Genomic DNA, 24,606 nt, shown 5'->3' on the forward strand with positions numbered 1-24,606 from the left:
CGTCAGATGCCGCTGGATTTGGACGAGAAGTGGAACTTCTCCGCCAGCATCGGGGGCGCCGCCGCCGCGCCGCCGCCGCCCGAGGCCCGCCAGGCGCGTTCGGTCCGTCCAAAGGCGATCACGTTGGCGAAGAGTTCGCCCAGCCGCTGGTTGAAGCGCATGTTGCGCACGGGCGCCGTGACGTGGCCGTTCTCTATGAGGAAATTGCCGTCGCGCGTGAGGCCGGTGAGCAGAAGGCTCTTCGGCTCCACGATGTTTTCATACCAGATGCGCGTGACGAGCACGCCGCGCTTCACGGAGCGGATCAGGTCGTCGAGCGTGGCGCCGCCGCCCTCGATGATGAAATTGCGGCCGAAGGGAACAGGCTCGGCGCCCGTCTTCTGCGCCCAGCTGCGCGAGCGGTAGAGCGCGCTCACAACGCCCCTGTCGATGAAGGCGCGGGCGCGATGCGGCACGCCCTCCCAGCCGACGCCGCTTTCCGGCGCCAGCGGATCGGCGGGGTCGATGCGGATGGTCAGTTTCTCGTCGAAGAGCTTTTCGCCGACCATCGTTCCGCCGCCGGGTCGCGCATAGAAGCTGCGGCCTTCGTCGGCGGCGCGCGCATCCATCGCGCTCATGAGCCAGAAGGCGAGCTCCGCGACGGCGGCGGGTTCGAGAACCACCGTATAGTCGCCGGGTTCGAGATCGACCGGTTCAACGTCATAGGCGGCCTTCGCGCAGGCGCGTTTTGCGACGGCGTCGGCGTCGAGGCGCGCGCCGAAGAAGTGATGCGCGCCCGCCCAGCCGGACCATGTGTCCGTCCTGTTTCGCGCGGTGGCGGAGAGATCGATCTCGCTGCGGCGCTCATAGGCGAAGAGGCCGTTGCTCGTGGCGAGCGCCTCGAACCGGCGCGCGCTCGCGGCGCAGCCGAAGGTGTCGACGCCGCGCGCCGCCCCCTCCGCGATCACGCGCGCCGCATGGGCCGCCAGCGCGTCGAGACCAAACGCGGCGTCGTTGTCGTCGTAGCGCGCGGAGACGTCATAGGTCTGCGGCCCGAGCGGCGCGACATAATCGGGATCGACCGGTAGCATGCGCGCGATTTCTTCCGATCGCGCGCGCGCCGCCTCGATCGCGTCGTCGTCGAGGCTGCCCGTCGTGACGGAGCCGACGCGCCCGCCGATATGCGAGGAGATGCGCAGGCTCGACTCGGAGGCCGTGACATTGGTCGTGGCGCCGCCGCGCGCGAAGCGCAGGCTGTTGTCTTCGCCGCCGTCGATCTTCACGACGCAGGCGTCGGCGGTCGATCGCGCGATGATTTTACCGGCGATGGCTCTGGCGTCTTCGGAAGAGAGGAACATGCTCTTATGCGCCGCCGCTCGTGTTCAGCACGCGCACCTTGCGGAAGCGCGCGGGCGGGCTGCCGTGCGAGACCGGCGCGACCTGCACCGGCTCGGCCTTGCCGCAGGTGAAGGTGCCATCGAGATGATAGGTCGAGGCGTCGCCGAGTCCGTCGAGCGCGTTCCAGAAGGGGATTGTGCGGCCCTGATAGGCGACGTCGCGCAGCATGTCGCCAAGCCTTCCGTTCCTGATTTCATAGAAGAGCTGGCCGCCGAACTGGAAATTGTCGCGCTGCTGGTCAATGCTCCAGCTTCCCGCGCCGACGATGTAAACGCCGTTGTCGATCCCGCTCACCAGATCGTCGAGCGAGCATTTTTCCGGGTTCGGGGCGAGCGAGATATTCGGCATCCGCTGGATAGGAAAGGCGGTCGGACTGTCGGCGTAGGCGCAGCCGTTCGACGCTGGGAGGCCGATGTAATGCGCCTGGCCGAGCGCCATCTGGAAATTCTTGAACACGCCTTTGTCGATGATTTTGAATTCGGCGGTTTCCGCCGGCGCGCCGTCGTCGTCGTAGCCGATTGTCGACAGCGCCCCCGGTTGCGAGCGGTCGGCGACGATGGTCATGAGCTCGGAGCCGAAGCGCAGCGTGTCGAGCATAGCGGGCTTCACGAAGGTCGTGCCCGCGAAATTCGCCTCCCAGCCGAGCGCGCGGTCGAGTTCGGTCGAATGGCCGACAGTCTCGTGAATCGTGAGCCAGAGATTGGTGGGGTCGATGACGACGTCGTAATCGCCGGAGACGACGGGCCGCGCCGCGAGCTTTTCGCGGGCCTGCCGTCCCGCGAGCGCGGCTTCTTCGAGCAGGCCGGCGCCGGCCACATACTCCCATCCGGCGCCGCGCGCCGGGGTGAGGCTGTCGCGCGACGCCACGCGGCCGGCGGCGCGGTCGATGGCGGTGGCGGTGAACGATGGGTGGACGCGCGTACGGGTCTGGTGAATGCGGGCGCCGAGGCTGTTGGCGAAGAATCGCTCCTCCCGCGCGAGCGACAGCGAGGCCGAGCAAAAATCCGCGCCATTGTCGCGCGCCGCCGCGCAAATCGAAAGCAGCAGGTCGGACTTTTCCCGCGTCGGCGCGGCGAAAGGATCGGTCGCCATGGGCATGACCCATTCGGCCTCATGCGCGGGGAGCCGCTCGAGCGAGATGGGCCGCCCCTGGATCGGCCGCACGGCGCGGGCGTTCGCCAGCGCGCGCGTCACGCCCTCGCAGACGCTCGCCGCGTCGAGCCGGCGCGCGCCGTAGAACCCCCAGGATCCGTCGAGGAGGACGCGGACGCCAAAGCCGCACGTCGAGCGTTCGTCGAACTGTTCGAGCCGGTCGTCCTTGGCGTAGGCAAATTCTCGCAAAGTCTCGCCGAAACGGATGTCTGCGTAGCTCGCGCCGGCGCGGTTGGCGGCCTCGATCGCGAGGCCGGCGAGGTCGTACAGCAGCCCGCGGTCGAGTGCGAAGCGATCGCCCCGCACGGCGGCGGGACGTTCTGGCGCGTCCCTGTTGGGCGCGAAATTGGGCGCCACGGAGTTCTCCTCGAAGTTATTCTGCCAATCTGAGCGCTTCATCGGCTTTTGGCAATTGCGGCGCCAGATTTACCTGAACGGCGCCGTCCTCCCGCCAGCCGCAGGCGGCCATGGCTTCGCGCATATGCGCCGGCGCGGGGGCTTCGGCCCGCACCGGCTCCTTGCTTTCCTTTATGGGAATGACGATCCCGCGCGCATGGAGATGCAGCGGCGGCGCGCCCTCGCGTCGGCCGCTACCGTATATCGGATCGCCGAGGATGGGCCATCCCATCGCCTGCGCGTGGACGCGGATCTGGTGCGTGCGCCCCGTGTGCGGGGTAAATTCGACGAAAGTCAGCGCGGCGTCCGCGGAACGGCCGAGCACGCGCCAGCTCGTGCGGGAGGGCAGGCCGAGCGGATCCGGCCGCATCCACCAGCCGCGGGCGGCGTCCAGACGGCCGAGCGCAAGGTCGATCTCGCCAGCGTTCTGCGCCGGCGCGCCCTCCACGACGGCCCAGTAGGTCTTGGCGATTCGGCCCGTTTTAAAGAGCTTGCCCAGCCGCTCCAGCGCTTTGCGGTGGCGGCCCAGCACAAGGCAGCCGGAGGTGTCCTTGTCCAGCCGATGAGCAAGAGCGGGGGCGCGGGGCAGGCCGAATCGTAATTGGTCGAAAGCGTCCTCCAGACTCGGGCCGCCCTTGGGGCCGCGGTGCACGGGAACGCCCGCGGGCTTGTCGACAATGAGCATAAGCCCGTCGCGGTGCAGTAGGCGGGAGAGGAGATCCATTGAGCGCTTATAACAGGAAAGCGCCTAATTCCGCTGGCTCGCTTTTGCGGGCAAGGTCATGGCGCCGCCGATGAAGGCTCCGTATTTGTGGTAGTATTCGTCGGTGAGATGCACGCCATCGAACAGATAGTATTCTTCGTGCCCTTCGAACTTGTCGATGAAGTCGTCGAATTCAAGTATGTGTAGATCGGGGTGGTCGCGCCAGAGCGCCACGCGGTATACGTCGTTCACCTGGAAATCGCAGCCGTCGTACACGCAGCGCAAAATGTTGCGCTTCATGCGGCTGAACAGATTCGGCGGTTTGAACCAGCGCTCGTTGACGCGCGGAATCGAAATGACTTCGACATCGTCGGCGTCCGAGAAATATTCCACGAGTTTCTTGGTGAATTCGACGTAGGCCGAAGCGCCGACATGCTGGATTTCGTCATTGACGCCAGTCATGAGAATGACCTTGTGGGGAACCATTCCCTCGTAAAGCGAATAAAGCTTGTATTTAGGGAATTTCTCGCGCAACTCCGAATAGAGCAGGCGAGAGTTGCGGCCATTAAATCCGATGCTGCACGCCTTAACGCCGCGGCCGCCGAGGCGCTTCGAGACGGCTTGGGGCAATTCGGGGAAGATTTTCCCGTCCGACGCCCAGCTTTCCCCCACGACCAGCACGCGATAGTCGTCCGCGCCGCCATTGGCGACGGAACAAGCCACTGACGGTTGGTCCGTGCGCTTCAGGCTCATCAGCGACAGGCCGCTCGTCACTGCGAAGATGACGAAGGCGCGCTGCAGGCCGGGCAGGAGCATTGCAAACCCTCGTGACGTCGACGGCGTTCGGGCGCGGCGGACGACCGGCCACCGGCCGCCGCGGCCATGGAGCCACGGCGGGCCGGAAGCTAACAGCTTTGCTCCGGCGGCGCCATACCGCGGCAAGTCGATTTGCGGAGGGGGAGCGAGGGCGAATTTTCTACGCGAAAACAATGCGCCGGGGAATTGCTTCCCCGGCGCATGGGATTTCCGGCGTCGTGCGGGGTCAGGCAGCCAGCGGCTGCAGGGCGGGCTCGAGGGAGATCAGACGGCCGGACACCCAGGCCGAACGCCGCTTACCGATGGGACGGTCGAAGAGCCGCCAGATGAGAAACGACAGCGCGAGAATGAGCGCGACGGCTTCCGTGCAGAGGAAGAGGCGCTGGAGATAGCCGCCTTCGCCCGTGCCCAGCGCGCCGATGACGGGCCAGTGCAGCAGATAGAAGATGTAGGAGAGTTCGCCGAACATCCGGTCGGCCGCGCCGCTCGTCTGACGCGTCGTATAGAGCGCGAAGGGCGTCATCAGCACGGCGATGAGAAGGTTCGTCTTTCCGCTGAAGGCGAGGAGGGGCGCGCCTGCCGTTCCGCCGCCCAGCATGAGGTTCTTCGTCAGAATAGCGGCGCAGACGGCCATCACCGCGAGCGCGGCGAAAAGGGCGCCATAGGCAAGCCTGCGACTTGGCCGCAGGTCGTGAAGGGCGGAGGCGACGCCGATGCCGAAGAAGTAAAGAAACGTCAGAACGCTCGTCGGCCCGCCGAGCTTTTGAGACAGCAGCGAGAGCGCGACGCAGCCGAGCAAAACATAAACATTCTTGGCGACCAGGAAGATCAGCAGCGGCGCGATGAGATAGAACTGCATCTCCATGTCGAGCGACCAGCCCGGCACATTCGCCTGATAGGACAATGAATTATAGCCGAGGATCATGACATTGGAGAGAATCTGGTGCAGGGCGCCTCCGGCGTTCTCCGGCGCGGCGCCCCGCAAGACCAGCAACGCCCAAGTGATCGCCGAGCATAGCGCGAAGACGGGGACGACCCGCCACATCCGCGAGACGAGGAAAGTGAAATAGGACCACGCCGTCTTCGAATAGGTCTTCCGCCACATGACCGCGACCCAGTAGCCGCTCAGCACGAAGAAAATCAGCACCGCGGACATGCCGAGGTTGAAGAGCGTCGTGTGATGAACGAAGACCGCGAAAGCCAGCGCCATTCTCAGCGCGCCCGGCGCGGCGAATTTGTCCGATTCGACCGTCATGGCCACTCCATTGCGTCGCACGGGTAACCATCGGCCGGCGATGAGGGACCATAACCGCTTCCCGTCGGCGCGCCCTGTGGCAGGAGGTCGCGATCGGCCTTGCGCGCCTGTGGCGAGTCGTCGCGGGCCTCCCGGGGCCGAGCGCGGCGCCCGTCGCAGTTTGACCCCAAAGCAAGGCTCAAATCCCGCCGCCTCGAAGCGGCGCGCGCCGATTCGCTTCGGGTCCGAAATCAAGGGGGTAGAGATGCAGAAATCGCAAAAGAAGACGGCCGGCCGGCTATTCGGCGCGGGCGTGGCGGCGCTCGTCGCCGCGCACGCCGCCCGCGCGCAGGAGGCGCCGGCGGCCGGGGAAGGCTATCGCGACCTTCGCCAGACATTGCTCGCCAAGGGCTGGAAGCCGGACGTCAAATACGGGCTCAAGACCGCGAAAGGAACGCCGCTCTATCGCTTTCCAGAGATCGTTTGTGGCCCGACGCTCTGCAACGCCAAATGGCGCGACTCCGGCGGCGTCGAACAGATCGTTTCCCTCCTGCGCGGCGACGGCAAGGAGGATTACCGCGTCGCGCCCTGAGGGCGGCGCGCGAGGCTAGCCTTTCGGGCGCTTCTCTTGCTAGAGAGCCGCATGGCCATCGTTTCACCGTCTTCGAAACTTCGCGTCGACGTCGAGCGAGGCGTCGCGCGCCTCTTCATCGACAATGGCGCGAAGCGCAACGCCTTTGATCTCGACATGTGGCGCGCCCTGCCGCCGTTGATGGCGGCGATCGACGCCGATCCTGAGACGCGAGTCGTGATCGTCAGCGGCGCGCCGGGATTGCCCTTCTGCGCCGGCGCGGACATTTCCGAGTTTGCGACCGTTCGCGCGACAAGCGCGGGCGGGCGCGCCTATGAGCAGGCCAATGTCGAGGCCTTCGACGCCATTTCCGCCTGCTCGAAGCCGACGATTGCGGCGATCTCCGGCTTTTGCATGGGCGGCGGCATGGGGATCGCCGCCGTATGCGACCTCCGCGTGGCGCAGCAGGGCGCAGTTTTCGGCGTTCCCGCGGCGCGTCTCGGCGTCGGCTATCCGCCCTCCGCCATGCGATATGTGGTGGCGGCGGTCGGCGCGCAGCAGGCGCTCGACCTGTTCTTCACGGCCCGGCGCATGACCGCCCGGGAAGCGCTGGAGATCGGCTTCATTGCGCGTCTTCTCGAGCCGGAGAGTTTCGAGGGCGCGGTGGACGAACTCGCCGAGACGATCGCCGGCAACGCCCCGCTGACGCTGAAAGCCGCCAAGGCCGCCATCCGCGCCGCCGCGCAATTGCCGAACGCGCCGGCGCCCGCGGAATGCGAGACCCTCGCCGCGCAATGTTTCGACAGCGCCGATTATCTGGAAGGACGCGCGGCGTTCCTGGAGAAGCGCGCGCCGCGCTTCGAGGGGAAATAGTCCGCGTCGTAGCCGATCGGGGACGTCGGAACCGCCCGCGCGATGACGTGACGCTGCGAAACGGAAAAGGAAAAGGCCATGCGCCCGGGCATGGCCTTTTTCATGCGCCGCCTTTTTCGTTTCGCTTACGCGGTGATGCGCTCGTCGGCTTCGTTGGGCTCGCGCAGCACATAGCCGCGGCCCCAGACTGTTTCGATGTAGTTGCGTCCGTCGCTGGCGTTGGCGAGCTTCTTGCGCAGTTTGCAAATGAAAACGTCGATGATCTTGAGTTCCGGCTCGTCCATGCCGCCGTAAAGATGATTGAGGAACATCTCTTTGGTGAGCGTGGTGCCCTTTCGCAGCGAGAGCAGCTCGAGCATCTGATATTCCTTGCCCGTCAGATGAACGCGGGCGCCGCCCACTTCGACGGTCTTCTGGTCGAGGTTGACGACGAGATCGCCCGTCGTGATGACCGACTGCGCATGGCCCTTGGAGCGGCGGACGATGGCGTGAATGCGGGCGACGAGTTCGTCCTTGTGGAAAGGCTTGGTCAGATAGTCGTCGGCGCCGAAGCCGAGGCCCTTCACCTTGTCCTCGATGCCGGCGAGGCCGGAAAGAATGAGGATGGGCGTCTTCACTTTCGCGACGCGCAGCGTGCGCAGAACCTCATAGCCCGACATGTCCGGGAGGTTCAGGTCGAGAAGGATGATGTCGTAATCATAGAGCTTGCCGAGGTCGATGCCTTCCTCGCCGAGATCCGTCGTATAGACGTTGAAATTCTCGGATTTGAGCATGAGCTCGATGCTCTGAGCCGTCGCGCTGTCGTCTTCGATCAATAAAACGCGCATGTTGGTTCCCCACCGAGCTCCATCGAATCGTCAAGGGCGACGTCACGCTATATTTGCGCGCGCCTGCGGCAGGCGAGAGACCCGGCCGCAACTCTTCCCGTCTAGTGTCGACGGTAAGCGGAATTGGTTAATAAACCTTCACTTGCACCCGCAATCCGGCCCAAAATCTTAATTCGGGTCTCGCATGCGGGAAAACGCCTGGACGCTACAGAGAAGGATGCTGAAGCAGCCGCTCGAATCACGACTGTTCCCAATCTATACGCCCTCGCGACTCCAAGGCGCAAAGGCAAAAAGTTGCAATCGGGAGAATTTGCGGCTTGCATTACGCCACGGGTCGACGGCCGTCTCGCGCGGTTGGGAAGGCGCCCGAATCGGCCTTCATCGCGGCGTCGGTCTGGCGACAAAATGATGAAAGCTGGGCAAATTTCAGCTTTCCGGACTTTGCAGAATTTTACCCGCCCGCTTTTTCTGACGCCTCTTTGGGCCGCAGGGCCGGCCGCGCTAGCAGGTGCGTCGCCAAAATCCGCCGTTTAGGCGGCCGGTCCTTCGCGAGGGCGTCTCGCCGCCGGCTTCGGTCGACGGCGTCGCGCTTCTCCGGCCGGACCGTGTCATTTCGGCAATACCGCGCGGCCCCATTTTTTCCTAATATGAAAAATGCCGCTCCTCCAATGCGAGACGATCCAAGATGGATTCTCCGACCCGCGCCGTCGTGGCGCTCGCTTTCGCCGCCGCTGGCCTCGCCGGCTGTAATTCGACCCGGAGCGCGGTCGACGATGCGGTCGCCATCGCCTCGCCGAAGCCTGAACCGCTCGAATCCGCGATCCACAATGCAGCGGCGGTTCCCGAAACCGCCGAGCTTAAGCATAGCGCGATTTATGGCGAGACGAGGGACGGCGAGCATATCGTCCCGGCCGTGAAGCTCAGTCAGATCAACCCGCAGTTCCTGCGCAAGAATGTCGTTTATGCGACCAGGGAGCCGCCGGGAACGGTCGTCGTCGATCCGGCGAATCACTTCCTTTATTTCGTTGAGGGCGGCGGTCGGGCGACCCGCTACGGGGTCGGCGTGGGCCGCGAGGGTTTCATCTGGTCCGGCGAGGCGACGATCAAGAACAAGCAGGAGTGGCCGGACTGGTATCCGCCCAAGGAAATGATCGAGCGCCGTCCCGACCTCAAGGCCAAAATGGTCAAGCTGCAGAGCGGCGAGGGCATGCGCGGCGGCCCCGGCAACCCGCTGGGCGCCCGGGCCATGTATCTCTGGCAGGGCGACAAGGATACGCTGTTCCGCATCCACGGCACCAACGAGCCCTGGACCATTGGCCACAGCGAGTCCTCCGGCTGCATTCGCATGATCAACCAGGACGCGATCGACCTTTACAACAAGGTTCAGCCGGGCGCCCGGGTCGTGGTGCTTGGTTCGCGCGGCGCGCAGCCGGTGGAGAAGCTGGCCCAGCGGTGACTCGCGCGCCCGGGCGTTCCTCGCGGCGATCGCCGGCCGAGCTGCGGGTTGCGTTGCGCGAGAGTTGGACCCGAGACGGACGACGCCCGGCCTTTGGCCGAAAACCATGGGTTCGCCGCATTGACTACGGCCGCGGCTTTCTCCTATATGCCTGCCAGCGGCGCCGCTCCGAAAGGGGCGGCGAATGCTTTGTGGCGGCTCGTTTAGCGGTCGCCGTAAGCGCCCGCGCCTTATTCCGCCCGATGCGCGAGAGCCGAGGGCAAGAAACGACAATCGAGAGCGCAAGGGCGAGCGATCGCTCTTCCGCCAGCGGAGAAGAACGGTGAAAAGGACTTATCAGCCCTCCAAAATCGTGCGCAAACGCCGTCATGGCTTCCGCGCTCGCATGGCGACCGTCGGCGGCCGCAAAGTGATCGCGACGCGCCGCGCGCGCGGCCGCAAGCGCCTGTCGGCCTGAGGTCGGCCAGGCGGATCGACGGAAAGGCGGACGGAGAATGACGACGGACGCCCCCGCCGAAGAGCAGTCGAAAGCCAAAAAGCTGGCGCGTTTGCGCCGGCGACAGGAGTTCCTGCGCGCGTCGAAAGTCGGCGCGCGTTTTTCTGCGCGTCTGTTCACGCTTCAGATGGCCGCCCGTCAGCCCGACGAAGGGTCTCGCGAAGCACGGTTCGGTTTCACCGTCACGAAGAAAGTGGCGGGCGCCGTGGGGCGCAACCGCATTCGCCGACGCCTTAAGGAAGCGCTTCGCGTCGGCGGAGACCTTGGCGCGCGGCCCGGACGGGACTACGTGTTTGTCGCCCGGCGAGAGGCGCTCGACGCGCCATTCGCCGATATCGTCACTCAAATGGCCGAAGGGTTCGCGCGGCTCGATGAGCGCCATGCCGCGAACGCCCGGCGCAAACAGAAAGACAGGCCTGCGGCGTCATGACTGAAAATACGAAAAACATGCTCATGGCCGCGGCGCTCTCGCTGATTTTCATCGGGCTGTGGGACTACTTCTACGCCTTTCCAGAGATGGACAGGCAGAAGCAGGCTCTTTCCGAACAGCAGCGCATGGCGAAGATTCCGAAGCTCGGGGCGCCGGACAAGGCGGCGGCGCCGGCGAAGCCGGTATTCCGCTCGCGCGCCGACGCCCTCGCCGCGAGCCCGCGCGTCGCCATCGACACGCGCTCGCTTTCCGGCTCGATCGCGCTGAAAGGCGCGCGCATCGACGATGTGTCGCTTAAGGCGTACCATCAGACGGTCGATCCCGCGAGTCCGATCATCACCCTTCTCTCGCCGGAGGAGGGGCCCGATCCCTATTATGCGGAACTCGGCTATCTCACCGCCGAAACGGAGAATGCGCCGCTTCTGCCGACGACAGAGACGCTGTGGACCGCAGACGGCGACAAACTCACCCCTTCGAAACCGCTGACGCTCTCCTGGGACAATGGCCAGGGCCTTGTCTTCAAACGCGTCATTTCGGTCGATGACGAATATCTCTTCACCGTCAAGGACAGTGTGGAGAACAAGTCGGGCAAGCCGGTCTCGCTCTTCACTTTCTCGCGCGTAAGCCGCATCGGCCATCCGCCGTCTGCGGGCTACGCCGCGCTGCATGAGGGCTTCGTCGGCGTCGTCGGCGACGTCGGGCAGGAAGTCACCTACGACAAGATCGAGAAGGAGCCCAACGCCACCAAGACCTTCAAGGGCGTCGGCGGCTGGGTTGGTTTCACAGACAAATATTGGGGCGCCGTCGTCGCGCCGGACCAGAATGCGGCGATCGAGGCCCGCTATATCGCCATGGGCGGGACGACCAAGACGTACCAGGCCGACACGGTGAGCGAGCCGAAGACGGTCGAGCCCGGCGCGACCGCCGAGACCACGACCTATGTCTTCGCCGGAGCCAAGGAAGTCGACACGCTCGACGGTTACAAGGCGAATCCCGGGTTGAAGCGTTTTGACCTCCTGATCGACTGGGGCTGGTTCTATTTCATCACCCGGCCGATGTTCCGGTTGATCGACTTCCTCTATCGTGTGCTCGGCAATTTCGGCCTCGCGATCCTGGCCGTGACGGTCATCGTGAAACTCGCCTTCCTGCCGCTCGCGAACAAGAGCTACAAGTCGATCGCCAAGATGAAGGAGATTCAGCCCAAGATCAAAGAGCTGAAGGAAAAATACGGTGACGACAAGCATGCCTTCAACATGGCGCAGATGGAGCTATACAAGCGCGAGAAGGTGAATCCAGCGAGCGGCTGTCTTCCGGTGCTGCTTCAGATCCCGGTCTTCTTCTCGCTCTACAAAGTGCTCGTGGTCACGATCGAAATGCGCCACGCGCCTTTCTTCGGCTGGATCAAGGATCTGTCCGCGCCGGACCCAACCAACGTCTTCAATCTCTTCGGTCTGCTGCCCTTCGACCCCACGCACGTCGCCTTCTTCGGCCCCTATCTGTCGCTGGGCGTATGGCCGCTCGTGATGGGCGTGACCATGTGGCTGCAGATGAAGATGAACCCGGAGCCGACGGACGAAATCCAAAAGACTATGTTCGCCTGGATGCCGGTGATGTTCACTTTCACCATGGGCAGCTTCGCCTCCGGTCTCATCATCTACTGGTCATGGAACAATCTGCTGTCGATCGTTCAGCAGGGCGTGATCATGAAGCGCGCCGGCGTGAAGTTCGAATTATGGGACAATCTCCGCAAGTCCTTCGGGCTCGCGTGACGAATTCCGGCGGCCGGGGCGGCGACGCTCCGGCCGCCGACTTTTGGACATCATGACAGAGCCCGATTTCCTTGAGGATGGCCGCCGTCTCTTCGCCGGCCCCTGCGAATTCATTTTCGCCAGCGCCAGAGCGTCGGACCTACCGCCGCTCGGCCCGCCTGAAATCGCGTTCGCCGGCCGCTCCAACGTCGGCAAGTCCTCCCTGCTCAACGCATTGACGAACCGGAAGACGCTCGCGCGCGTCTCGCATACGCCCGGTCGCACGCAGCAGCTGAATTTCTTCGCGCTCGGCGGCCCGCCGGGGGCCGAGCGCCTGCGTCTCGTGGACATGCCCGGCTACGGCTATGCCGCGGTCGGCAAGGAGAAGGTCGCGAGTTGGGGCGCGTTGATGCGCGATTACCTGCGCGGCCGCGCGACGCTCGCCCGCGTCTTCGTGCTGATCGACGGGCGGCGCGGCGTGAAATCCGTCGACGAGGAAATGCTAAATCTCCTCGATCAATCCGCGGTTTCCTATCAGGCGATCCTCACCAAACACGACGAATTGAAAATTTCCGAGCGCGAGGACGTCGTCGCGGCGACGGCGGCCGCGCTCGCCAGACGTCCCGCCGCCTATCCCGAGATCATTTTCACCTCGTCGCATTCCGGCGAAGGCGTCGCCGCCCTGCGTGGCGCGGTCGCCCGGCTTCTCGCTGAACGAAACGCTTGAAAGCGACGGAAACTCCGGTCTAGGTGAGTCGCCCGCGACGCTCTGCGGGTTCTTCCCGAGAGGCCACCGCCATGACTGCCGACTCCGCCGAAAGCGCGCTCGCACAGGCCCGCATCCTCATGCAGGCGCTGCCGCACATGCTGCGCTACGACGACGCCATCGTCGTGGTGAAATACGGCGGCCACGCTATGGGCGACGACGAAGTCGCGCGCAATTTCTCGCGCGACATGGTGCTGCTCGAGCAGTCCGGCGTGAACCCCGTCGTCGTGCACGGCGGCGGCCCGCAGATTGGCGCCATGCTGAAACGTCTCGGCGTCGAGTCGCGTTTCGCCGACGGGTTGCGCATCACCGACGGCGAGACCATGGGCATCGTCGAAATGGTGCTGGCCGGCGCGATCAACAAGCAGATCGTCGGCTACATCAATTCCGAAGGCGGCCGCGCCATCGGCCTCACGGGCAAGGACGGCCGACTGCTGACGGCCAAGAAGCTCGAACGTCCGGACGGCGTCGATCTCGGTTATGTGGGCGAACCCGACAAGGTCGACACGACGGTGCTCGACCAGGTGCTCGGCCGCGAGCTTATCCCCGTGCTGGCGCCTGTCGCGCAGGGGCCGGGCGGCGCGAGCTTCAACATCAACGCCGATACGTTCGCGGGCGCCATCGCGGGCGCGCTCGGGGCGAAGCGTCTCATATTCCTGACTGACGTTCCGGGCGTGCTCGACAAGAACAGGGAACTGATCCGCGAACTGAGAGTCGCCGACATTCCCGGCCTTATCGCCGACGGCACGATCACCGGCGGCATGATCCCCAAGGTCGAGACCTGCATGTACGCGATCGAGCGCGGCGTCGAGGGCGTCGTCATCCTCGACGGCAAGCTGCCGCATGCGGTGTTGATCGAGCTGCTGACCGACCACGGCGCCGGCACGCTGATCACGCGGTGAAGCGGCGCCGGAACGATTCGCGGCGCAACCAGCCTCCCGTAATGGCCGGGGCGGGACCGGCCATGACGATGGGGGAGGTCGCCGCCGCATGAGCGACGCGCATCCGAACGGCCGGTTCTCGCACATCGACACATGGGTGTTCGATCTCGACAACACGCTCTATCCGCAGACGGCCGATCTCTGGCCCAAAATCGATGCGCGCATCACCCTCTTCATGATGCGCATGTTTGGACTCGACGCGATTTCGCTGCGCGCGTTGCAGAAGCATTATTATCTGCGTTACGGCACGACGCTGCGCGGGCTGATGGAGGAGCACGACATCGACGCCGAGCATTATCTCGACTATGTGCACGACATCGACCGCTCGTCGCTCGACCCCAATCACTCGCTCGCGGCGGCGATCGCGGCGCTGCCTGGCCGCAAGCTGATCCTCACCAACGGCTCGCGGCACCACGCCATCGCGACGGCGAAACAGCTCGGGATCGACCATCTTTTCGACGACATCTTCGACATCATCGCCGCCGATTTCATCGCTAAGCCGGAGGAGGGCGCCTATGAGCGTTTCTTCCGCCATCTGAAGGTGGACCCGGCGCGCGCGGCGCTGTTCGAGGACATTCCGCGCAACCTCGTCGTGCCGCACAGACGCGGCATGACGACCGTGCTGGTGCGCCCGGGGGCGGGCGAGAATGTCGAGCGCGAGACCTGGGAGATCGCGCAAGGCGACGAGCCGCATATCGATTTCGCGACGGATGATCTCGTGGGGTTTTTGGACGACATCGCGGCGCGGGGCTGAACTTGCGCGCGAGGCGCGGTCGCGCCAAACTGATTTTTTGCTCTAAACCGTCAGGGAGATCCCCCGGCTTAGCCGGGGTGGCAGTAGAAGTTTGACGTTTTCAGCAGTCCACCGTCGACATTTCCAGTCGTGAGCCGCCAAGCACACGATAGGGAAATCCGACGATGGACGATTATGAGAGCTTAAGTCACACGCGATGGGACTGCAAATACCACGTTGTGTTCATTCCCAAATGTCGCAGGAAAGCGCTGTATGGCGAACTTCGGCGTCACCTCGGGGAAGTGTTCAAGAAACTGGCCGCGCAGAAGGAGAGCCGGATCGAGGAGGGGCATTTGATGCCCGACCATGTTCACATGATGATCTCGATCCCTCCGAAATTCGCGGTGTCCCAGGTGGTGGGATACATCAAGGGCAAGAGCGCGATCCATATGGCGCGGGTTTATGCGGAACGTCGGCGCAATTTCGTGGGTCAGCATTTTTGGGCGCGGGGATATTTCGTCTCGACCGTGGGTCGGGACGAACAGGGGATCCGGGAATATATCCGCAACCAGGAACTCGAAGACGCCCGATTGGAGCGGTTGAACCTGTGGCGTTGACGTTAAGCAGCCGCCTGTAGGCGGCAAAAGAAATCGGGGCCGCGTCAGCGACCCCGCAGCCGCTATGAGCGGCTCACATCATAAAGCCCCCGGCTTTGCCGGGGGATACTTACTGTTCCGCAGAGGGAAATCAAACCACGTCGCATTTCCTCGAGGCTTTGGCGCCATTCAATTTCCTTTTATTGGCGCCATGCGGCTGAAGTCCCTTCGACCTACCTCTCTTGTGACAAGGGAAGCAGGCCTCCCCGGCCCGCGCCCATAACCATCTCGGGAGGAACGTCATGAATACTTTCGCACGCGCGTCATTCGCGATTCCCGCTGTCGGGCTCTTACTCGGGCTCGTCCTCGCAGGGGCTGCGCCGGTTTCGGCCGCGGAAGGCGTGAAGACCGCCTTTCTGCACGAGTCGCATGGGCACGGCGGGGCGCATCGCGGATCTCATCACGGCGGGGGGTGCTTCGTCACCACGTCTCCGGGGCACCACACGAAAGGCATTCGTCATTGGCGCAATCCGTGTCCACATACGGAGCGCAAGCATATGAACCCCTATCATGCCCCGCACCACCGTCCGCACCGTCCGCATCCCGCGCCGCATTGGTGACGGCGTCGACGCGAAAATGGGCGCCTTCCGCCATTATCGTTAACCTTTGTTAAGGGTTCGCCGCGAAGATCAAAGCCGCGCGATATCGCGCGGCATGATTCGACGGGCGGTGATGACAGACGCAGCGAAGCGACGAGAAGCGGATGCGGCCTTCGCTCCGGCGCCTGGCTCCGGCAGCGGCCGGAAAGACCAGACGTGGACAGGCTCGATGCGGTCGCGTCTCGAGATGATGCTCGTCTCCGGCGGAGACGAGCGCATCTGGCCGGATCCGATCACCCGCCGCAACAGATATGGGACGCCGACGCCGCCCGCGCCGGACGAACTGTGGTTTTCCTCCTCGACCGCCTCGGCGATTTCGCCGCGCGGATACGCCGCCGCGCAGCGCGCGCTGGAGGCGCTCTCGAAAGACGACGCCGACCTTCCGGGCTGGTTCGACGATATTCGCGCGCGCATTCGCGCGCAGTTCGGCGCGCCGGGCGTCGAGGTCGTGCTCACGGCTTCCGGCACGGAGGCGGAACTCGCGGCGCTCGCGGTCGCCAAGGCGCTGCTGCGCCGTCCCATCGCGAATATCGTCGTCGCGCCGGACGAGACGGGCAGCGGCGTCGCGCTCGCCGCCACGGGGGCGCATTTCGCCGGGACTGCGGCCTTCGAGCCGCATGTCGCGCGCGGAGCGACGCTCGCCGGCTGGGAGAAGGACGAGGTGGTCCTGCGCCGCGTCGACATTCGCGATGCGACGGGGCGTCCACGCGCCGCCGCCGAGATCGACCGCGCCGCGGGGCTCGCCGTCGCGGACGCTCTGCGCACCGGCCGCGCCGCTCTCCTTCACCTGCTCGATTCCTCGAAGACGGGCCGCGGCGGTCCCAGCCGCAAAGCGGCCCGGGAGATCATGGTCAGCGCCGGAGAGCGCGCGCTGGTTCTCGTCGACGCCTGTCAGCTTCGCTGTTCTTTCGATCAGATAAGGGCGGATCTCGCAGCCGGCTTTCTCGTCATGGTGACGGGGTCGAAATTCGCCGGCGGCCCGCCCTTCTGCGGCGCGCTCCTCATTCCGCCGCAGCAGGCCGAACGGTTGCGCGCGCTCTCGTTGCCGGAGGGGTTCGCCGCCTATGCGGCGCGTCTCGACTGGCCCCAGACTTTCGAAGGCGCCTTCGAGGCCACGGGCTTCGCGCCCGCCAATCTCGGCATGGGCCTGCGCTGGGAGGCCGCGCTCGCCGAGATCGAGGCCTATGCGGCGATCCCCGCCAAGCTGCGGGACGACATCGCCGCGCTCTTCGCCGAGTCGGCGCGCCGTTGCGTCGCCGGCAACGCCGATCTCGATTTCCTCGACGCCGAATGCTGGCGGCTCGGCGGAAAGCCGGCGACGATTTTCCCCATTTTGACGCATCGCGGCGATCCGGCGCAGGCGCGTCTGATCTACGAGTCGCTGCGCGCCTCGACGGGATCCTTCGAGAAGCCGGAATATGCGCGGGTCTGCCACGTCGGCCAGCCGGTGGTCGTCGGGGGACGGGCGGCGCTGCGCCTGTGCTTCGGCATGCCCCACGCCAACGCCGTCGCGGAACGCGCCGCGCAGGACATGGATCTGGACGCCGCCTTCCGGCCGCTGCGCCAGGACATGGAGCTTCTCTTTCGCAAATGGGGCGCGCTCGCAAGGCGCGTCTGTGCGGGCGGCCCCACGCTCGCCGCCTCGAACAGCTGACAAATCTGGCGCCCGCGACCGGCGGCGCCGTACGAGACGGAGGATCGGCCGTGGCTTTTTCTTTTCTGAGCCGCAAGCAGAAAACCGAACAGCCGGCCGAAGCCGCAAGCTTCGACACGGCGCATGAGGGCGCGCAGGTCTCGATGGCGGAAGCCATGCAGCGCGCCGCCGCGGAGACGGGCGCGCCGCCGATGCAGCTGATGCGCGAATATTCGCGCCTCGCTTTCGGCCCCGGCAAGCTCTCCTTCGAGGACTATGTCAAGTACCGTCTCTTCGACGACGCTTGGCTCGCCGGCGCCGACAAGGCGGATTTCGTCGGCGCGCGCCGCAATCGCGATCTCGTCGTAGAGATCAATTATCGCCACGATTGGCACGGCCTGTTGACCAACAAGCTCGTCTCGCAAAGCTATCTGTCGACCTATGGTCTGCCGACCATTCCGCCGCGCGCCATTTACGCGCCGGGCATGACCGTCGCCTCGGAAAGGCTGCTGCGCTCGCGCGCGGAATTGCGCGCCTTTCTACTGGATTCGGCAAACTATCCGCTGTTCGGCAAGCCGCTGGAGAGTTTCCAGAGCCTCGGCGCGCTGGCGCTTCAGGGCTGCGACCCGCCGGCCGGCGAACTGATCGCCGTCGGGGGCAAGCGGCTGAAAGCGGAGGCGACGCTCGACGACATCGAAACGCATTATTCGGCGGGCTATCTCTTTCAGCGGCTGGTGACGCCTCATCGCGATCTCGTTCCCGCGATCGGCGAGCGTCTGGCGACCGTGCGTATCCTCACCATCGCCACGCCCAATGGGCCGAAGGCCTTCCGCGCGGGCTGGAAGATTCCGGCGGCGGGCAATGTCGCCGACAATTTCTGGCGCGCGGGAAATATGCTCGCAGGGCTCGACTTCGAAACGGGCCGCGTGCTGCGCGTCACGAGCGGCGCCGGATTCCAGATGAAGGACGTCACGCATCACCCCGATACGGGCGCCGGACTGATCGGGCTCGCCGTCCCGGAGTGGGAGAAGATGAAGGCCGTCGCCGTCGAGGGCGCGAAGGTGTTGCGCCACTTCGGCGTGATCGGCTGGGACATGGCGGCGACCGACGACGGGCCGGCGATCGTCGAGGCAAACGAGACCCCTGATTTTGGCCTCGTGCAGATCGCCGACCGCCGCGGGATCCTGTGCAAGGAGTTCAACGATCTCCTCGCCGCCCAGCAGGCCGCCGGCGCCGCACATGTGAAGAAGATCAAGGAGGCGGTGGCGCGTCTGTGACGTTCCGCGCGAGCCGGCTGTGACGCCGGCCATAAAGGAAATAGACAACGAGGCCGATCGCCATCCAGAGCAGGAAGCGCTCCCAGGCGATAGCCGGGAGCCGCGACAACAGCCATAGCGAAAAGCCCACGCCGACGAGCGGCGTGTATGGAACGAAGGGCGTGCGAAAGCTTCGCGGCGCGTCGGGCTGCGTCCGGCGCAGAACGACGACGGCGACGCAGATCACGACAAAGGCGGAGAGCGTGCCGATATTCACGAGCTCCGCCACCTCCTTGATGGGATAGAACGCCGCGACGATCGCGGTGAGCGCGCCGGCGATCAGCGTCGGCCGATGGGGCGTGCGAAAGCGCGGGTGAGGGACCGCGAACCACGCGGGCAGCAACCCGTCGCGGCTCATCGCGAACCAGATGCGCGCGCAGCCCAGAAGGAAGGCCAGCATGACGCTCGTAATGCCGGCGACGGCGGCGAGCGACACGATGAAAGCGACCCAGGGCAGGCCGATCGAGGCGAAAGCCGTGACGACCGGCGCTGGGTTGTTCAGCGTGTCGTAACGCGCGAGACCCGTGAGCACGAGCGACATCGCCACATAGAGCGCCAGCGCGACCACGAGCGACAGCAGCACGGCGCGCGGCAGATCGCGTTGCGGATCGCGCGCTTCCTCCGCGGCGGTCGTCAACGTGTCGTAGCCGAAAACGGCGAAGAACACGACAGCCGCCCCTTCCGCGACGCCGGAGAAGCCGAAAGGCATGAAGGGCGTCCAGTTGTCGACGCGCACATAGGGCAGGCCGACGACGATGACGAAGAGCGCGGCCGCGATCTTGAGAATCACCATCGCCGTATTGAAGCGCGCGCCCCATTCGATGCGCAGCGTGAGCAGCGCCGCGACCCCGAGCGCGCCCAGGGCCGCCATGAGGTCGATCGCATGGCCCGGTCCAGTGCCGGGCGCGCCGGCGGCCCAGTCGGGGAGGGGCAGGCCCAGTTGCGACAGAAGCGATTGGAGATAGCCCGACCAGCCTATCGAGACGACGGCGACGACAAGAGCGTATTCGAGCAGCAGATCCCAGCCGATGATCCAGGCGACCAACTCGCCGAGGACGGCGTAGGCATAAGTGTAGGCGCTGCCGGCGACCGGAATGAGCCCAGCAAACTCCGCATAGGACAAAGCCGCGGCGCCGCTTGCGACGCCGGCGATGAGAAAGGACAGGGCGACCGCCGGCCCAGCCTGCGTCGCCGCGACGACGCCCGTGAGCACGAAGACGCCGACGCCAATCAGCCCGCCCAGCCCGATGCTGGCGAGCTGCCAGACGCCGAGGACGCGGCGAAAACCGCTGTCGCGGTTCGCCTCGGCGCGCAACAGCTCGATCGATTTGGCGCGCGTCAGCTCTGTCCACTTCATCTTCGCCCTCCCGAGTTCCGGGAGAGTGACATAAGCGATCGGGCCAACGCTGTCATGCGCGCGAAAAAGAAGCGGCTTCGAAGTAGAAGCCGCTCCCGTTTTGGCCTTTTACTTCGTCGCCGCCTCGAGATGCGTCAAAGCTTCTTCCGCATGTTTCGTCGCGACATCGGCGTGTTTCTGCTTGCCGTGGTCGATCGCGGCGTCGAGATGCGTGATGCCTTCCTTGACGTGATCGTTGGGCTTTTCAGCCTGCGCTTCTTTCGCGTGCTTCAGAGCCTCTTCCGCGTGGGTCACGAGCACATCCGCGTGACCCATCTTGCCGTGTTCGATCGCCTGCTTGGTGTGCGTGATCGCTTCGGCGAGATGATGGCTTTCGGCGAGCGCTACTTTCGGCGCGAGGAATGTCGCGGCGCCGAGGGCGAGAGCGACAGCGAATATCCTTCGGTTCATCGACTTCTCCTCGAAATACGCCGGCGTCAGGCGCCGACGTGCCTTTGATATGGTGGCGGCGTAATCCTTCGTCCAGCCCCCGACCGCGCTACGAGACCTGGAGAGAGTCCAATTTCTGTTCCGCTCCCCGGGCGCAATGCGTCCTGCGTTCCACCGCTTGCGGGCGCCAACGGGCCCCGAGGCTCGGCTCTTGTCCGGCGCCCCTCGGCCTTTCATATAAATTGCGCGTCTCGCGTTTTGCGGAGCCGCCAAGCAGATATCTGGAGCAAGCGATGCGGATCGGGGCGCCCAAGGAAATCAAGGACAATGAGTTTCGTGTCGGTTTGATCCCTTCCTCGGTCGCTGAAATTACGCAGGCAGGACATGTCGCGCTCGTCGAGAGGGGCGCGGGCGTCGGCGCCGGAATTTCAGACGAGGATTACGCGCAAGCCGGAGCGCTGCTGGTCGATGGGCCCGAAAGGATATTTGCAGACGCCGATCTCATCGTGAAGGTGAAGGAGCCGCAGCCGCACGAAGTCGACAGGCTTCGTCCCGATCAGACTCTTTTCGCCTATCTCCATCTCGCCGCCGACGCGCGTCTCACGCGCGATCTGATGCGGAGCGGCGCGCATTGCATCGCTTATGAAACGGTGACGGCGCCTGGCGGCGGATTGCCGCTGCTCGCGCCCATGTCGGAGATCGCAGGACGTCTCGCGCCGCAAATGGGCGCGCGCTATCTCGAAAAGCAGGCTGGCGGCCGCGGCGTTTTACTTGCGGGAGCGCCCGGCGTGCCGCCCGCCGAGACGCTCGTTCTCGGCGCCGGCAGCGTTGGCGCGCAGGCCGCGGCGATTGCGCTCGGCATGGGCGCGAGCGTGCTCGTCGCCGATCGAAATCCCGATGCGTTGCGCCGTCTCGAGGTCAGGTTTGGCTTCGCGGTGCGGACGATTTATTCGACGCGGGCGGCGATCGCGGAGTCGATCAAGCGGGCCGATCTGGTCATTTGCGCTGCTCTGGCGCCCGGCGCCCGCGCGCCAATCCTTGTCACGCGCGACATGCTGACGACGATGAAGCGCGGCGCGGTGATTGTCGACGTTGCGATCGATCAGGGCGGCTGCTGCGAGACCTCGCGTCCGACGACGCATTCCGATCCGACCTATGTCGTGGACGACGTCGTGCATTACTGCGTCACCAACATGCCGGGCGTCGTGCCGCGCACTTCGACCTTTGCGCTCAATTCTGCGACGCTCCCCCTGATTTTGGCGATTGCGAACAAGGGCTGGCGCCGCGCCGTTGAGGACGATCCGCATCTGCGCGCGGGGCTGGAAATCACCGCCGGACGGCTCGTCTCCGCGCCGGTCGCCGCCGCGCACGACCTGCCCCTGACGCCGATCTCCGAAGTCTTGAATCGTTAATAAAATCTTAATGGTTGACATTCAACTGTCTCAACCGGGGAGCGTCTGTATATTATCTGATTGTATACTATCAGTATTCAGTTGACCGGGAGGTTTTCGCGACCTTAACTGGGCTCATCAGCCGATTCGAGACGGCGCGCCAATCATCGCGGAACCAGGAGCCAGAGCATGTTCATCATCGTCGACGAGCGCGATCTCGTAACGAATGGATACGCCTGCCGGTTCAGTCAGGAGGGCGTCGCCTCCGCCGGCTTTCGTCCAGGGCAATTTCGCGATTGGGTCGGTTCCGCCATGGAGGGCGATGTTCAGGCCGTTGAAGCCTTTCTGATCGGCGAGTGTCCGGAACGCGAAGAATTCCCGAAGCTCATCCGTCGACGCTCGCAGGCGCCCGTGATCGCGATGAACGATGCGTCTTCGCTCGAGCAAACGCTGGGCCTCTTCAGCGCTGGCGTCGACGACGTGGTGCGCAAGCCGGTTCATGTGCGCGAAATACTCGCGCGCGTCCACGCCATCCGCCGGCGCGCGGAAGCGCGCCAGGACTGCGCGAGCGTTCCTGGCATTCAGGTTTTCTTCAATGGCGGCGATCCCATCGTGAACGGGGAAATTTTGTCGCTGCCGCGCCGTGAGCGCCGCATTCTCGAATATCTTGTGGTCAACCGCGGACGCAGACTAACGAAGTCGCAAATCTTCAACGCCGTCTACGGATTGTTCGACGACGACGTCGAGGAGAATGTCATCGAGAGCCATATCAGCAAGCTGCGCAAAAAATTGCGCGCGCGCCTGGGCTACGATCCGATCGATTCCCAGCGATTCCTCGGATATCTGCTGACGTCGTCGAGCCAGACGCCGGCGTCGAATGACGATCTCGCGGCGGCTGGCTGATCTCGCAGAGCGCCGCTAATGCGCCCTTAGCAACTGTCACGTAGCGTGCCTGCGTGATGTTGCGTGGGGCGCGATGACGACCTTCGACGAAGTGCTCTCCAGAATTGAGGCGATAGAGGAGGCGCGCTGCGCGCCTCGATCCCTGTGCGTTCCGATCTCCGCGCCCATGTTGGATCCGTCGCCTCCCGCAAGCGGGAGCGCGCTTCGCGCCGTGCGTGCGGCCTACCTCCGCACGCGGGACGATGTCAAAACCAAACCGCCCGAAGCGTATGGGGAAACCCTCGCGCGCGAATTAAGGGCAGCGGCCGGCGACGTCGACAGCTTACGTCGGCTGCGACGCCGCTTCGCCTGGCTGCTGCATCCAGACCGGCAAGTAGACGTCGCTCAATGCGGGGAGATCTCGCTCGCGCGCATCAATGCGGAGATCGACGACGCTCTGCGACGACTCGAAACTAGCGTTGCTCAAGCACGCCCGCGCTCGTGACGACTGCCCATTTTCCCATTCTCTGACGAATCGAGACGATCTCGCCGATTTGGGGCAGTCTGTCTCCTGCGGAGACGCGCGCGACGCGTCCTTCCGGCAGCCGAATTATCGCATGGTCGCGCGACGCCTCGAGAACTTCATAGCCGGCGAGCGCAATCCGAGAAAAATTGCCTCTCGTCGAGCCCACCGGCGCGAAATCGATCTCCCGAGGCGTGGTGCGGCGCTTGGCTTGCGTAGACGAGGGCTTTGCGTAGATCGCAAGATGCTGAAGCCCGGCGATATCCGGCTTACGGTTTGTGTTGGCGTTCATGTCGATGGCGAAAAGGACGCTGCCCAGCGCGAGCGAAACGCCAGCGATGCCGAGCGCGGCGTCGGAGTCGACACGCGGGAGTCGAATTTGGCGCATGATTTTTTCCCCTTGTTCGTAACGACGAAACTATGTCGGCGCAATCGCGCGAAACTTTTCGCGGGCGCAAGGGGGTAAAGGATTTCTTTACCACACAAGCTCCGCAAAAGGTTGTGGAAATAGCTTCGTATGGCAACACCCGAGAGGTCTTTCCATGAATCATCTGGCTCAGTTGGATCAGCTTCGCAGACACATGGCGGAGGAGCTGACGCAGATCCCGCAGTATCGCGCCCTCAAGACGATGGAGCGGTTCATCGCGGAATTGTCCGCCATCTATGAAACGCCCGTCGAAACCGCAGAGGAAGAGGAAGAGGCTGACAATTCGAACAAGAAAATCGCTCAGGCGATAGAAAACCATTTACGCGGCGAGTCGGGGCCGTCGATCGTCAAGAACGCTGCATATCTTCCGGTTCACCGGGTAGCGTAACCGCCACACGCGCGCGGCGGACGACGGCCGCGCGCGCCGTCAGCGCGGCAAGTCGTCGCGCGAAACGAAAGTAAAATTCTTCACGAGCACCTCCTTGACGACGGCCTTGCCGAGACGCTGATTCACATTTTCGGCAAGTTGCTTGGTAAGGCTGGACAGGTCCGCGCGATCAAGTTTCGAGAAGTCGATTTTGGTGTCCGAGTAGATGAGGCGGAACGCTTCGTCCATGATGAAGCTTTCGGGATTGAGCGCTTCTGCATGGGCGTCGAGCTTGGGCGCGACCACGTTGAATTCGGCCGAGACATAGCCTTTCACGACGCCCTCCGCGATGATCGGAACCGTGATCGGCTTGATCCTCGCGATCTCAAGCTTTTCCGCATGTTCTTCGGCCGGAGCGTCGTGATGAGCGCGAAAATAGACGCCGCCGTAAGTCGCGGCCAGCGTCACAAGGCATGTCCATGCGCCAAAAAGAATCGTACGAAACAT

The 24,606-nt window shown here is 64.5% G+C and carries 27 protein-coding genes; 16 read left to right on the top strand and 11 right to left on the bottom strand.

Going from position 1 to position 24,606, the window contains the following annotated elements; translation table 11 throughout:
• Positions 1–2 precede the first annotated feature (2 nt).
• The 5 genes from ACV959_RS04555 to ACV959_RS04575 form a co-directional block, all read right to left on the bottom strand.
• Positions 3–1,337, bottom strand: a complete 1,335-nt coding sequence (locus ACV959_RS04555) for a TldD/PmbA family protein (RefSeq protein WP_475738731.1) — start codon at positions 1,335–1,337, stop codon at positions 3–5.
• Between the two features lie 4 nt (positions 1,338–1,341).
• Positions 1,342–2,886 (bottom strand): TldD/PmbA family protein, encoded by a 1,545-nt coding sequence (locus ACV959_RS04560; protein WP_475738732.1) that lies wholly within the window; start codon positions 2,884–2,886, stop codon positions 1,342–1,344.
• 16 nt (positions 2,887–2,902) lie between these two features.
• Positions 2,903–3,649, bottom strand: coding sequence for an RluA family pseudouridine synthase (locus tag ACV959_RS04565; protein ID WP_475738733.1), 747 nt, complete (start codon positions 3,647–3,649; stop codon positions 2,903–2,905).
• 24 nt (positions 3,650–3,673) lie between these two features.
• On the bottom strand, positions 3,674–4,444 hold the full coding sequence (locus ACV959_RS04570; protein ID WP_475738734.1) for an SGNH/GDSL hydrolase family protein: 771 nt from the start codon (positions 4,442–4,444) through the stop codon (positions 3,674–3,676).
• 226 nt (positions 4,445–4,670) lie between these two features.
• Complete coding sequence (locus ACV959_RS04575) at positions 4,671–5,699, bottom strand: acyltransferase family protein (RefSeq protein ID WP_475738735.1); 1,029 nt, start codon at positions 5,697–5,699, stop codon at positions 4,671–4,673.
• 244 nt (positions 5,700–5,943) lie between these two features.
• On the opposite strand from ACV959_RS04575, the gene ACV959_RS04580 reads away from it, so the two are divergent.
• Positions 5,944–6,270: a hypothetical protein gene (locus ACV959_RS04580; RefSeq protein WP_475738736.1), complete on the top strand. Its 327-nt coding sequence runs from the start codon at positions 5,944–5,946 to the stop codon at positions 6,268–6,270.
• A gap of 51 nt (positions 6,271–6,321) precedes the next feature.
• Positions 6,322–7,122, top strand: coding sequence for an enoyl-CoA hydratase (locus tag ACV959_RS04585; RefSeq protein ID WP_475738737.1), 801 nt, complete (start codon positions 6,322–6,324; stop codon positions 7,120–7,122).
• 125 nt (positions 7,123–7,247) lie between these two features.
• Here ACV959_RS04585 and ctrA read toward each other — a convergent pair whose 3' ends face one another.
• On the bottom strand, positions 7,248–7,949 hold the full coding sequence (gene ctrA, locus ACV959_RS04590) for a response regulator transcription factor CtrA (RefSeq protein ID WP_475738738.1): 702 nt from the start codon (positions 7,947–7,949) through the stop codon (positions 7,248–7,250).
• Positions 7,950–8,634: 685 nt separating this feature from the next.
• Between ctrA and ACV959_RS04595 the strand changes: the two genes are divergently transcribed.
• The 11 genes from ACV959_RS04595 to ACV959_RS04645 all read left to right on the top strand — a co-directional run bounded on the left by ACV959_RS04595 (position 8,635) and on the right by ACV959_RS04645 (position 18,684).
• Positions 8,635–9,405 (top strand): L,D-transpeptidase, encoded by a 771-nt coding sequence (locus ACV959_RS04595; protein WP_475738739.1) that lies wholly within the window; start codon positions 8,635–8,637, stop codon positions 9,403–9,405.
• A 322-nt stretch (positions 9,406–9,727) separates the two neighbouring features.
• On the top strand, positions 9,728–9,862 hold the full coding sequence (rpmH, locus tag ACV959_RS04600) for a 50S ribosomal protein L34 (protein WP_475738740.1): 135 nt from the start codon (positions 9,728–9,730) through the stop codon (positions 9,860–9,862).
• Positions 9,863–9,899: 37 nt separating this feature from the next.
• Positions 9,900–10,331: a ribonuclease P protein component gene (gene rnpA / locus ACV959_RS04605; RefSeq protein WP_475738741.1), complete on the top strand. Its 432-nt coding sequence runs from the start codon at positions 9,900–9,902 to the stop codon at positions 10,329–10,331.
• On the top strand, positions 10,328–12,100 hold the full coding sequence (gene yidC / locus ACV959_RS04610) for a membrane protein insertase YidC (RefSeq protein ID WP_475738742.1): 1,773 nt from the start codon (positions 10,328–10,330) through the stop codon (positions 12,098–12,100). Before rnpA ends, yidC begins: the two co-directional genes overlap by 4 nt.
• A 52-nt stretch (positions 12,101–12,152) precedes the next feature.
• Positions 12,153–12,806, top strand: a complete 654-nt coding sequence (gene yihA / locus ACV959_RS04615) for a ribosome biogenesis GTP-binding protein YihA/YsxC (protein WP_475738743.1) — start codon at positions 12,153–12,155, stop codon at positions 12,804–12,806.
• Between the two features lie 71 nt (positions 12,807–12,877).
• A complete protein-coding gene (argB, locus tag ACV959_RS04620) occupies positions 12,878–13,747 on the top strand; it encodes an acetylglutamate kinase (RefSeq protein WP_475738744.1) in 870 nt (289 codons plus the stop codon).
• 88 nt (positions 13,748–13,835) lie between these two features.
• Positions 13,836–14,540 (top strand): pyrimidine 5'-nucleotidase, encoded by a 705-nt coding sequence (locus tag ACV959_RS04625; RefSeq protein ID WP_475738745.1) that lies wholly within the window; start codon positions 13,836–13,838, stop codon positions 14,538–14,540.
• Between the two features lie 164 nt (positions 14,541–14,704).
• Positions 14,705–15,136, top strand: a complete 432-nt coding sequence (gene tnpA, locus ACV959_RS04630; RefSeq protein ID WP_475737349.1) for an IS200/IS605 family transposase — start codon at positions 14,705–14,707, stop codon at positions 15,134–15,136.
• A gap of 281 nt (positions 15,137–15,417) precedes the next feature.
• Positions 15,418–15,735, top strand: a complete 318-nt coding sequence (locus ACV959_RS04635; RefSeq protein ID WP_475738746.1) for a hypothetical protein — start codon at positions 15,418–15,420, stop codon at positions 15,733–15,735.
• Between the two features lie 208 nt (positions 15,736–15,943).
• Complete coding sequence (locus ACV959_RS04640) at positions 15,944–17,428, top strand: hypothetical protein (protein ID WP_475738747.1); 1,485 nt, start codon at positions 15,944–15,946, stop codon at positions 17,426–17,428.
• A gap of 50 nt (positions 17,429–17,478) precedes the next feature.
• The gene (locus tag ACV959_RS04645) at positions 17,479–18,684 is read left to right on the top strand and encodes a sugar-transfer associated ATP-grasp domain-containing protein (RefSeq protein WP_475738748.1); all 1,206 of its coding nucleotides are present in this window, start codon (positions 17,479–17,481) and stop codon (positions 18,682–18,684) included.
• Here the strand turns inward: ACV959_RS04645 and ACV959_RS04650 are convergent.
• Positions 18,659–20,080 (bottom strand): amino acid permease, encoded by a 1,422-nt coding sequence (locus ACV959_RS04650; RefSeq protein ID WP_475738749.1) that lies wholly within the window; start codon positions 20,078–20,080, stop codon positions 18,659–18,661. The two genes, ACV959_RS04645 and ACV959_RS04650, sit on opposite strands and share 26 nt — an antisense overlap.
• A 108-nt stretch (positions 20,081–20,188) precedes the next feature.
• Positions 20,189–20,530 carry a small metal-binding protein SmbP gene (gene smbP, locus ACV959_RS04655; protein ID WP_475738750.1) on the bottom strand — a complete coding sequence of 114 codons (342 nt, stop codon included), beginning with the start codon at positions 20,528–20,530 and terminating at the stop codon, positions 20,189–20,191.
• Positions 20,531–20,802: 272 nt separating this feature from the next.
• Between smbP and ald the strand changes: the two genes are divergently transcribed.
• Complete coding sequence (ald, locus tag ACV959_RS04660) at positions 20,803–21,921, top strand: alanine dehydrogenase (RefSeq protein ID WP_475738751.1); 1,119 nt, start codon at positions 20,803–20,805, stop codon at positions 21,919–21,921.
• Positions 21,922–22,089: 168 nt separating this feature from the next.
• Positions 22,090–22,803, top strand: coding sequence for a response regulator transcription factor (locus ACV959_RS04665; RefSeq protein WP_475738752.1), 714 nt, complete (start codon positions 22,090–22,092; stop codon positions 22,801–22,803).
• 322 nt (positions 22,804–23,125) lie between these two features.
• Here ACV959_RS04665 and ACV959_RS04670 read toward each other — a convergent pair whose 3' ends face one another.
• Entirely contained in the window at positions 23,126–23,269 is a 144-nt protein-coding gene (locus ACV959_RS04670) for a hypothetical protein (protein ID WP_475738753.1), read from the bottom strand.
• On the bottom strand, positions 23,256–23,693 hold the full coding sequence (locus ACV959_RS04675) for a hypothetical protein (RefSeq protein ID WP_475738754.1): 438 nt from the start codon (positions 23,691–23,693) through the stop codon (positions 23,256–23,258). The genes ACV959_RS04670 and ACV959_RS04675 overlap by 14 nt, the downstream gene beginning before the upstream one ends.
• 154 nt (positions 23,694–23,847) lie before the next feature.
• On the opposite strand from ACV959_RS04675, the gene ACV959_RS04680 reads away from it, so the two are divergent.
• Complete coding sequence (locus ACV959_RS04680; RefSeq protein WP_475738755.1) at positions 23,848–24,120, top strand: hypothetical protein; 273 nt, start codon at positions 23,848–23,850, stop codon at positions 24,118–24,120.
• A 39-nt stretch (positions 24,121–24,159) separates the two neighbouring features.
• Here ACV959_RS04680 and ACV959_RS04685 read toward each other — a convergent pair whose 3' ends face one another.
• Positions 24,160–24,606, bottom strand: a complete 447-nt coding sequence (locus ACV959_RS04685) for a B-box zinc finger protein (protein WP_475738756.1) — start codon at positions 24,604–24,606, stop codon at positions 24,160–24,162.

The organism is Methylocystis sp. Se48 (assembly GCF_056269425.1).

Coding starts and splice junctions, on each gene's coding strand:
- ACV959_RS04555 (WP_475738731.1), bottom strand. CDS start 1,337: ATGTTCCTCTCTTCCGAAGACGCCAGAGCCATCGCCGGTAAAATCATC.
- ACV959_RS04565 (WP_475738733.1), bottom strand. CDS start 3,649: ATGGATCTCCTCTCCCGCCTACTGCACCGCGACGGGCTTATGCTCATT.
- ACV959_RS04570 (WP_475738734.1), bottom strand. CDS start 4,444: ATGCTCCTGCCCGGCCTGCAGCGCGCCTTCGTCATCTTCGCAGTGACG.
- ACV959_RS04575 (WP_475738735.1), bottom strand. CDS start 5,699: ATGACGGTCGAATCGGACAAATTCGCCGCGCCGGGCGCGCTGAGAATG.
- ACV959_RS04580 (WP_475738736.1), top strand. CDS start 5,944: ATGCAGAAATCGCAAAAGAAGACGGCCGGCCGGCTATTCGGCGCGGGC.
- ACV959_RS04585 (WP_475738737.1), top strand. CDS start 6,322: ATGGCCATCGTTTCACCGTCTTCGAAACTTCGCGTCGACGTCGAGCGA.
- ctrA (WP_475738738.1), bottom strand. CDS start 7,949: ATGCGCGTTTTATTGATCGAAGACGACAGCGCGACGGCTCAGAGCATC.
- ACV959_RS04595 (WP_475738739.1), top strand. CDS start 8,635: ATGGATTCTCCGACCCGCGCCGTCGTGGCGCTCGCTTTCGCCGCCGCT.
- rnpA (WP_475738741.1), top strand. CDS start 9,900: ATGACGACGGACGCCCCCGCCGAAGAGCAGTCGAAAGCCAAAAAGCTG.
- yidC (WP_475738742.1), top strand. CDS start 10,328: ATGACTGAAAATACGAAAAACATGCTCATGGCCGCGGCGCTCTCGCTG.
- yihA (WP_475738743.1), top strand. CDS start 12,153: ATGACAGAGCCCGATTTCCTTGAGGATGGCCGCCGTCTCTTCGCCGGC.
- argB (WP_475738744.1), top strand. CDS start 12,878: ATGACTGCCGACTCCGCCGAAAGCGCGCTCGCACAGGCCCGCATCCTC.
- ACV959_RS04625 (WP_475738745.1), top strand. CDS start 13,836: ATGAGCGACGCGCATCCGAACGGCCGGTTCTCGCACATCGACACATGG.
- tnpA (WP_475737349.1), top strand. CDS start 14,705: ATGGACGATTATGAGAGCTTAAGTCACACGCGATGGGACTGCAAATAC.
- ACV959_RS04635 (WP_475738746.1), top strand. CDS start 15,418: ATGAATACTTTCGCACGCGCGTCATTCGCGATTCCCGCTGTCGGGCTC.
- ACV959_RS04640 (WP_475738747.1), top strand. CDS start 15,944: ATGCGGTCGCGTCTCGAGATGATGCTCGTCTCCGGCGGAGACGAGCGC.
- ACV959_RS04650 (WP_475738749.1), bottom strand. CDS start 20,080: ATGAAGTGGACAGAGCTGACGCGCGCCAAATCGATCGAGCTGTTGCGC.
- smbP (WP_475738750.1), bottom strand. CDS start 20,530: ATGAACCGAAGGATATTCGCTGTCGCTCTCGCCCTCGGCGCCGCGACA.
- ald (WP_475738751.1), top strand. CDS start 20,803: ATGCGGATCGGGGCGCCCAAGGAAATCAAGGACAATGAGTTTCGTGTC.
- ACV959_RS04665 (WP_475738752.1), top strand. CDS start 22,090: ATGTTCATCATCGTCGACGAGCGCGATCTCGTAACGAATGGATACGCC.
- ACV959_RS04675 (WP_475738754.1), bottom strand. CDS start 23,693: ATGCGCCAAATTCGACTCCCGCGTGTCGACTCCGACGCCGCGCTCGGC.
- ACV959_RS04680 (WP_475738755.1), top strand. CDS start 23,848: ATGAATCATCTGGCTCAGTTGGATCAGCTTCGCAGACACATGGCGGAG.
- ACV959_RS04685 (WP_475738756.1), bottom strand. CDS start 24,606: ATGTTTCGTACGATTCTTTTTGGCGCATGGACATGCCTTGTGACGCTG.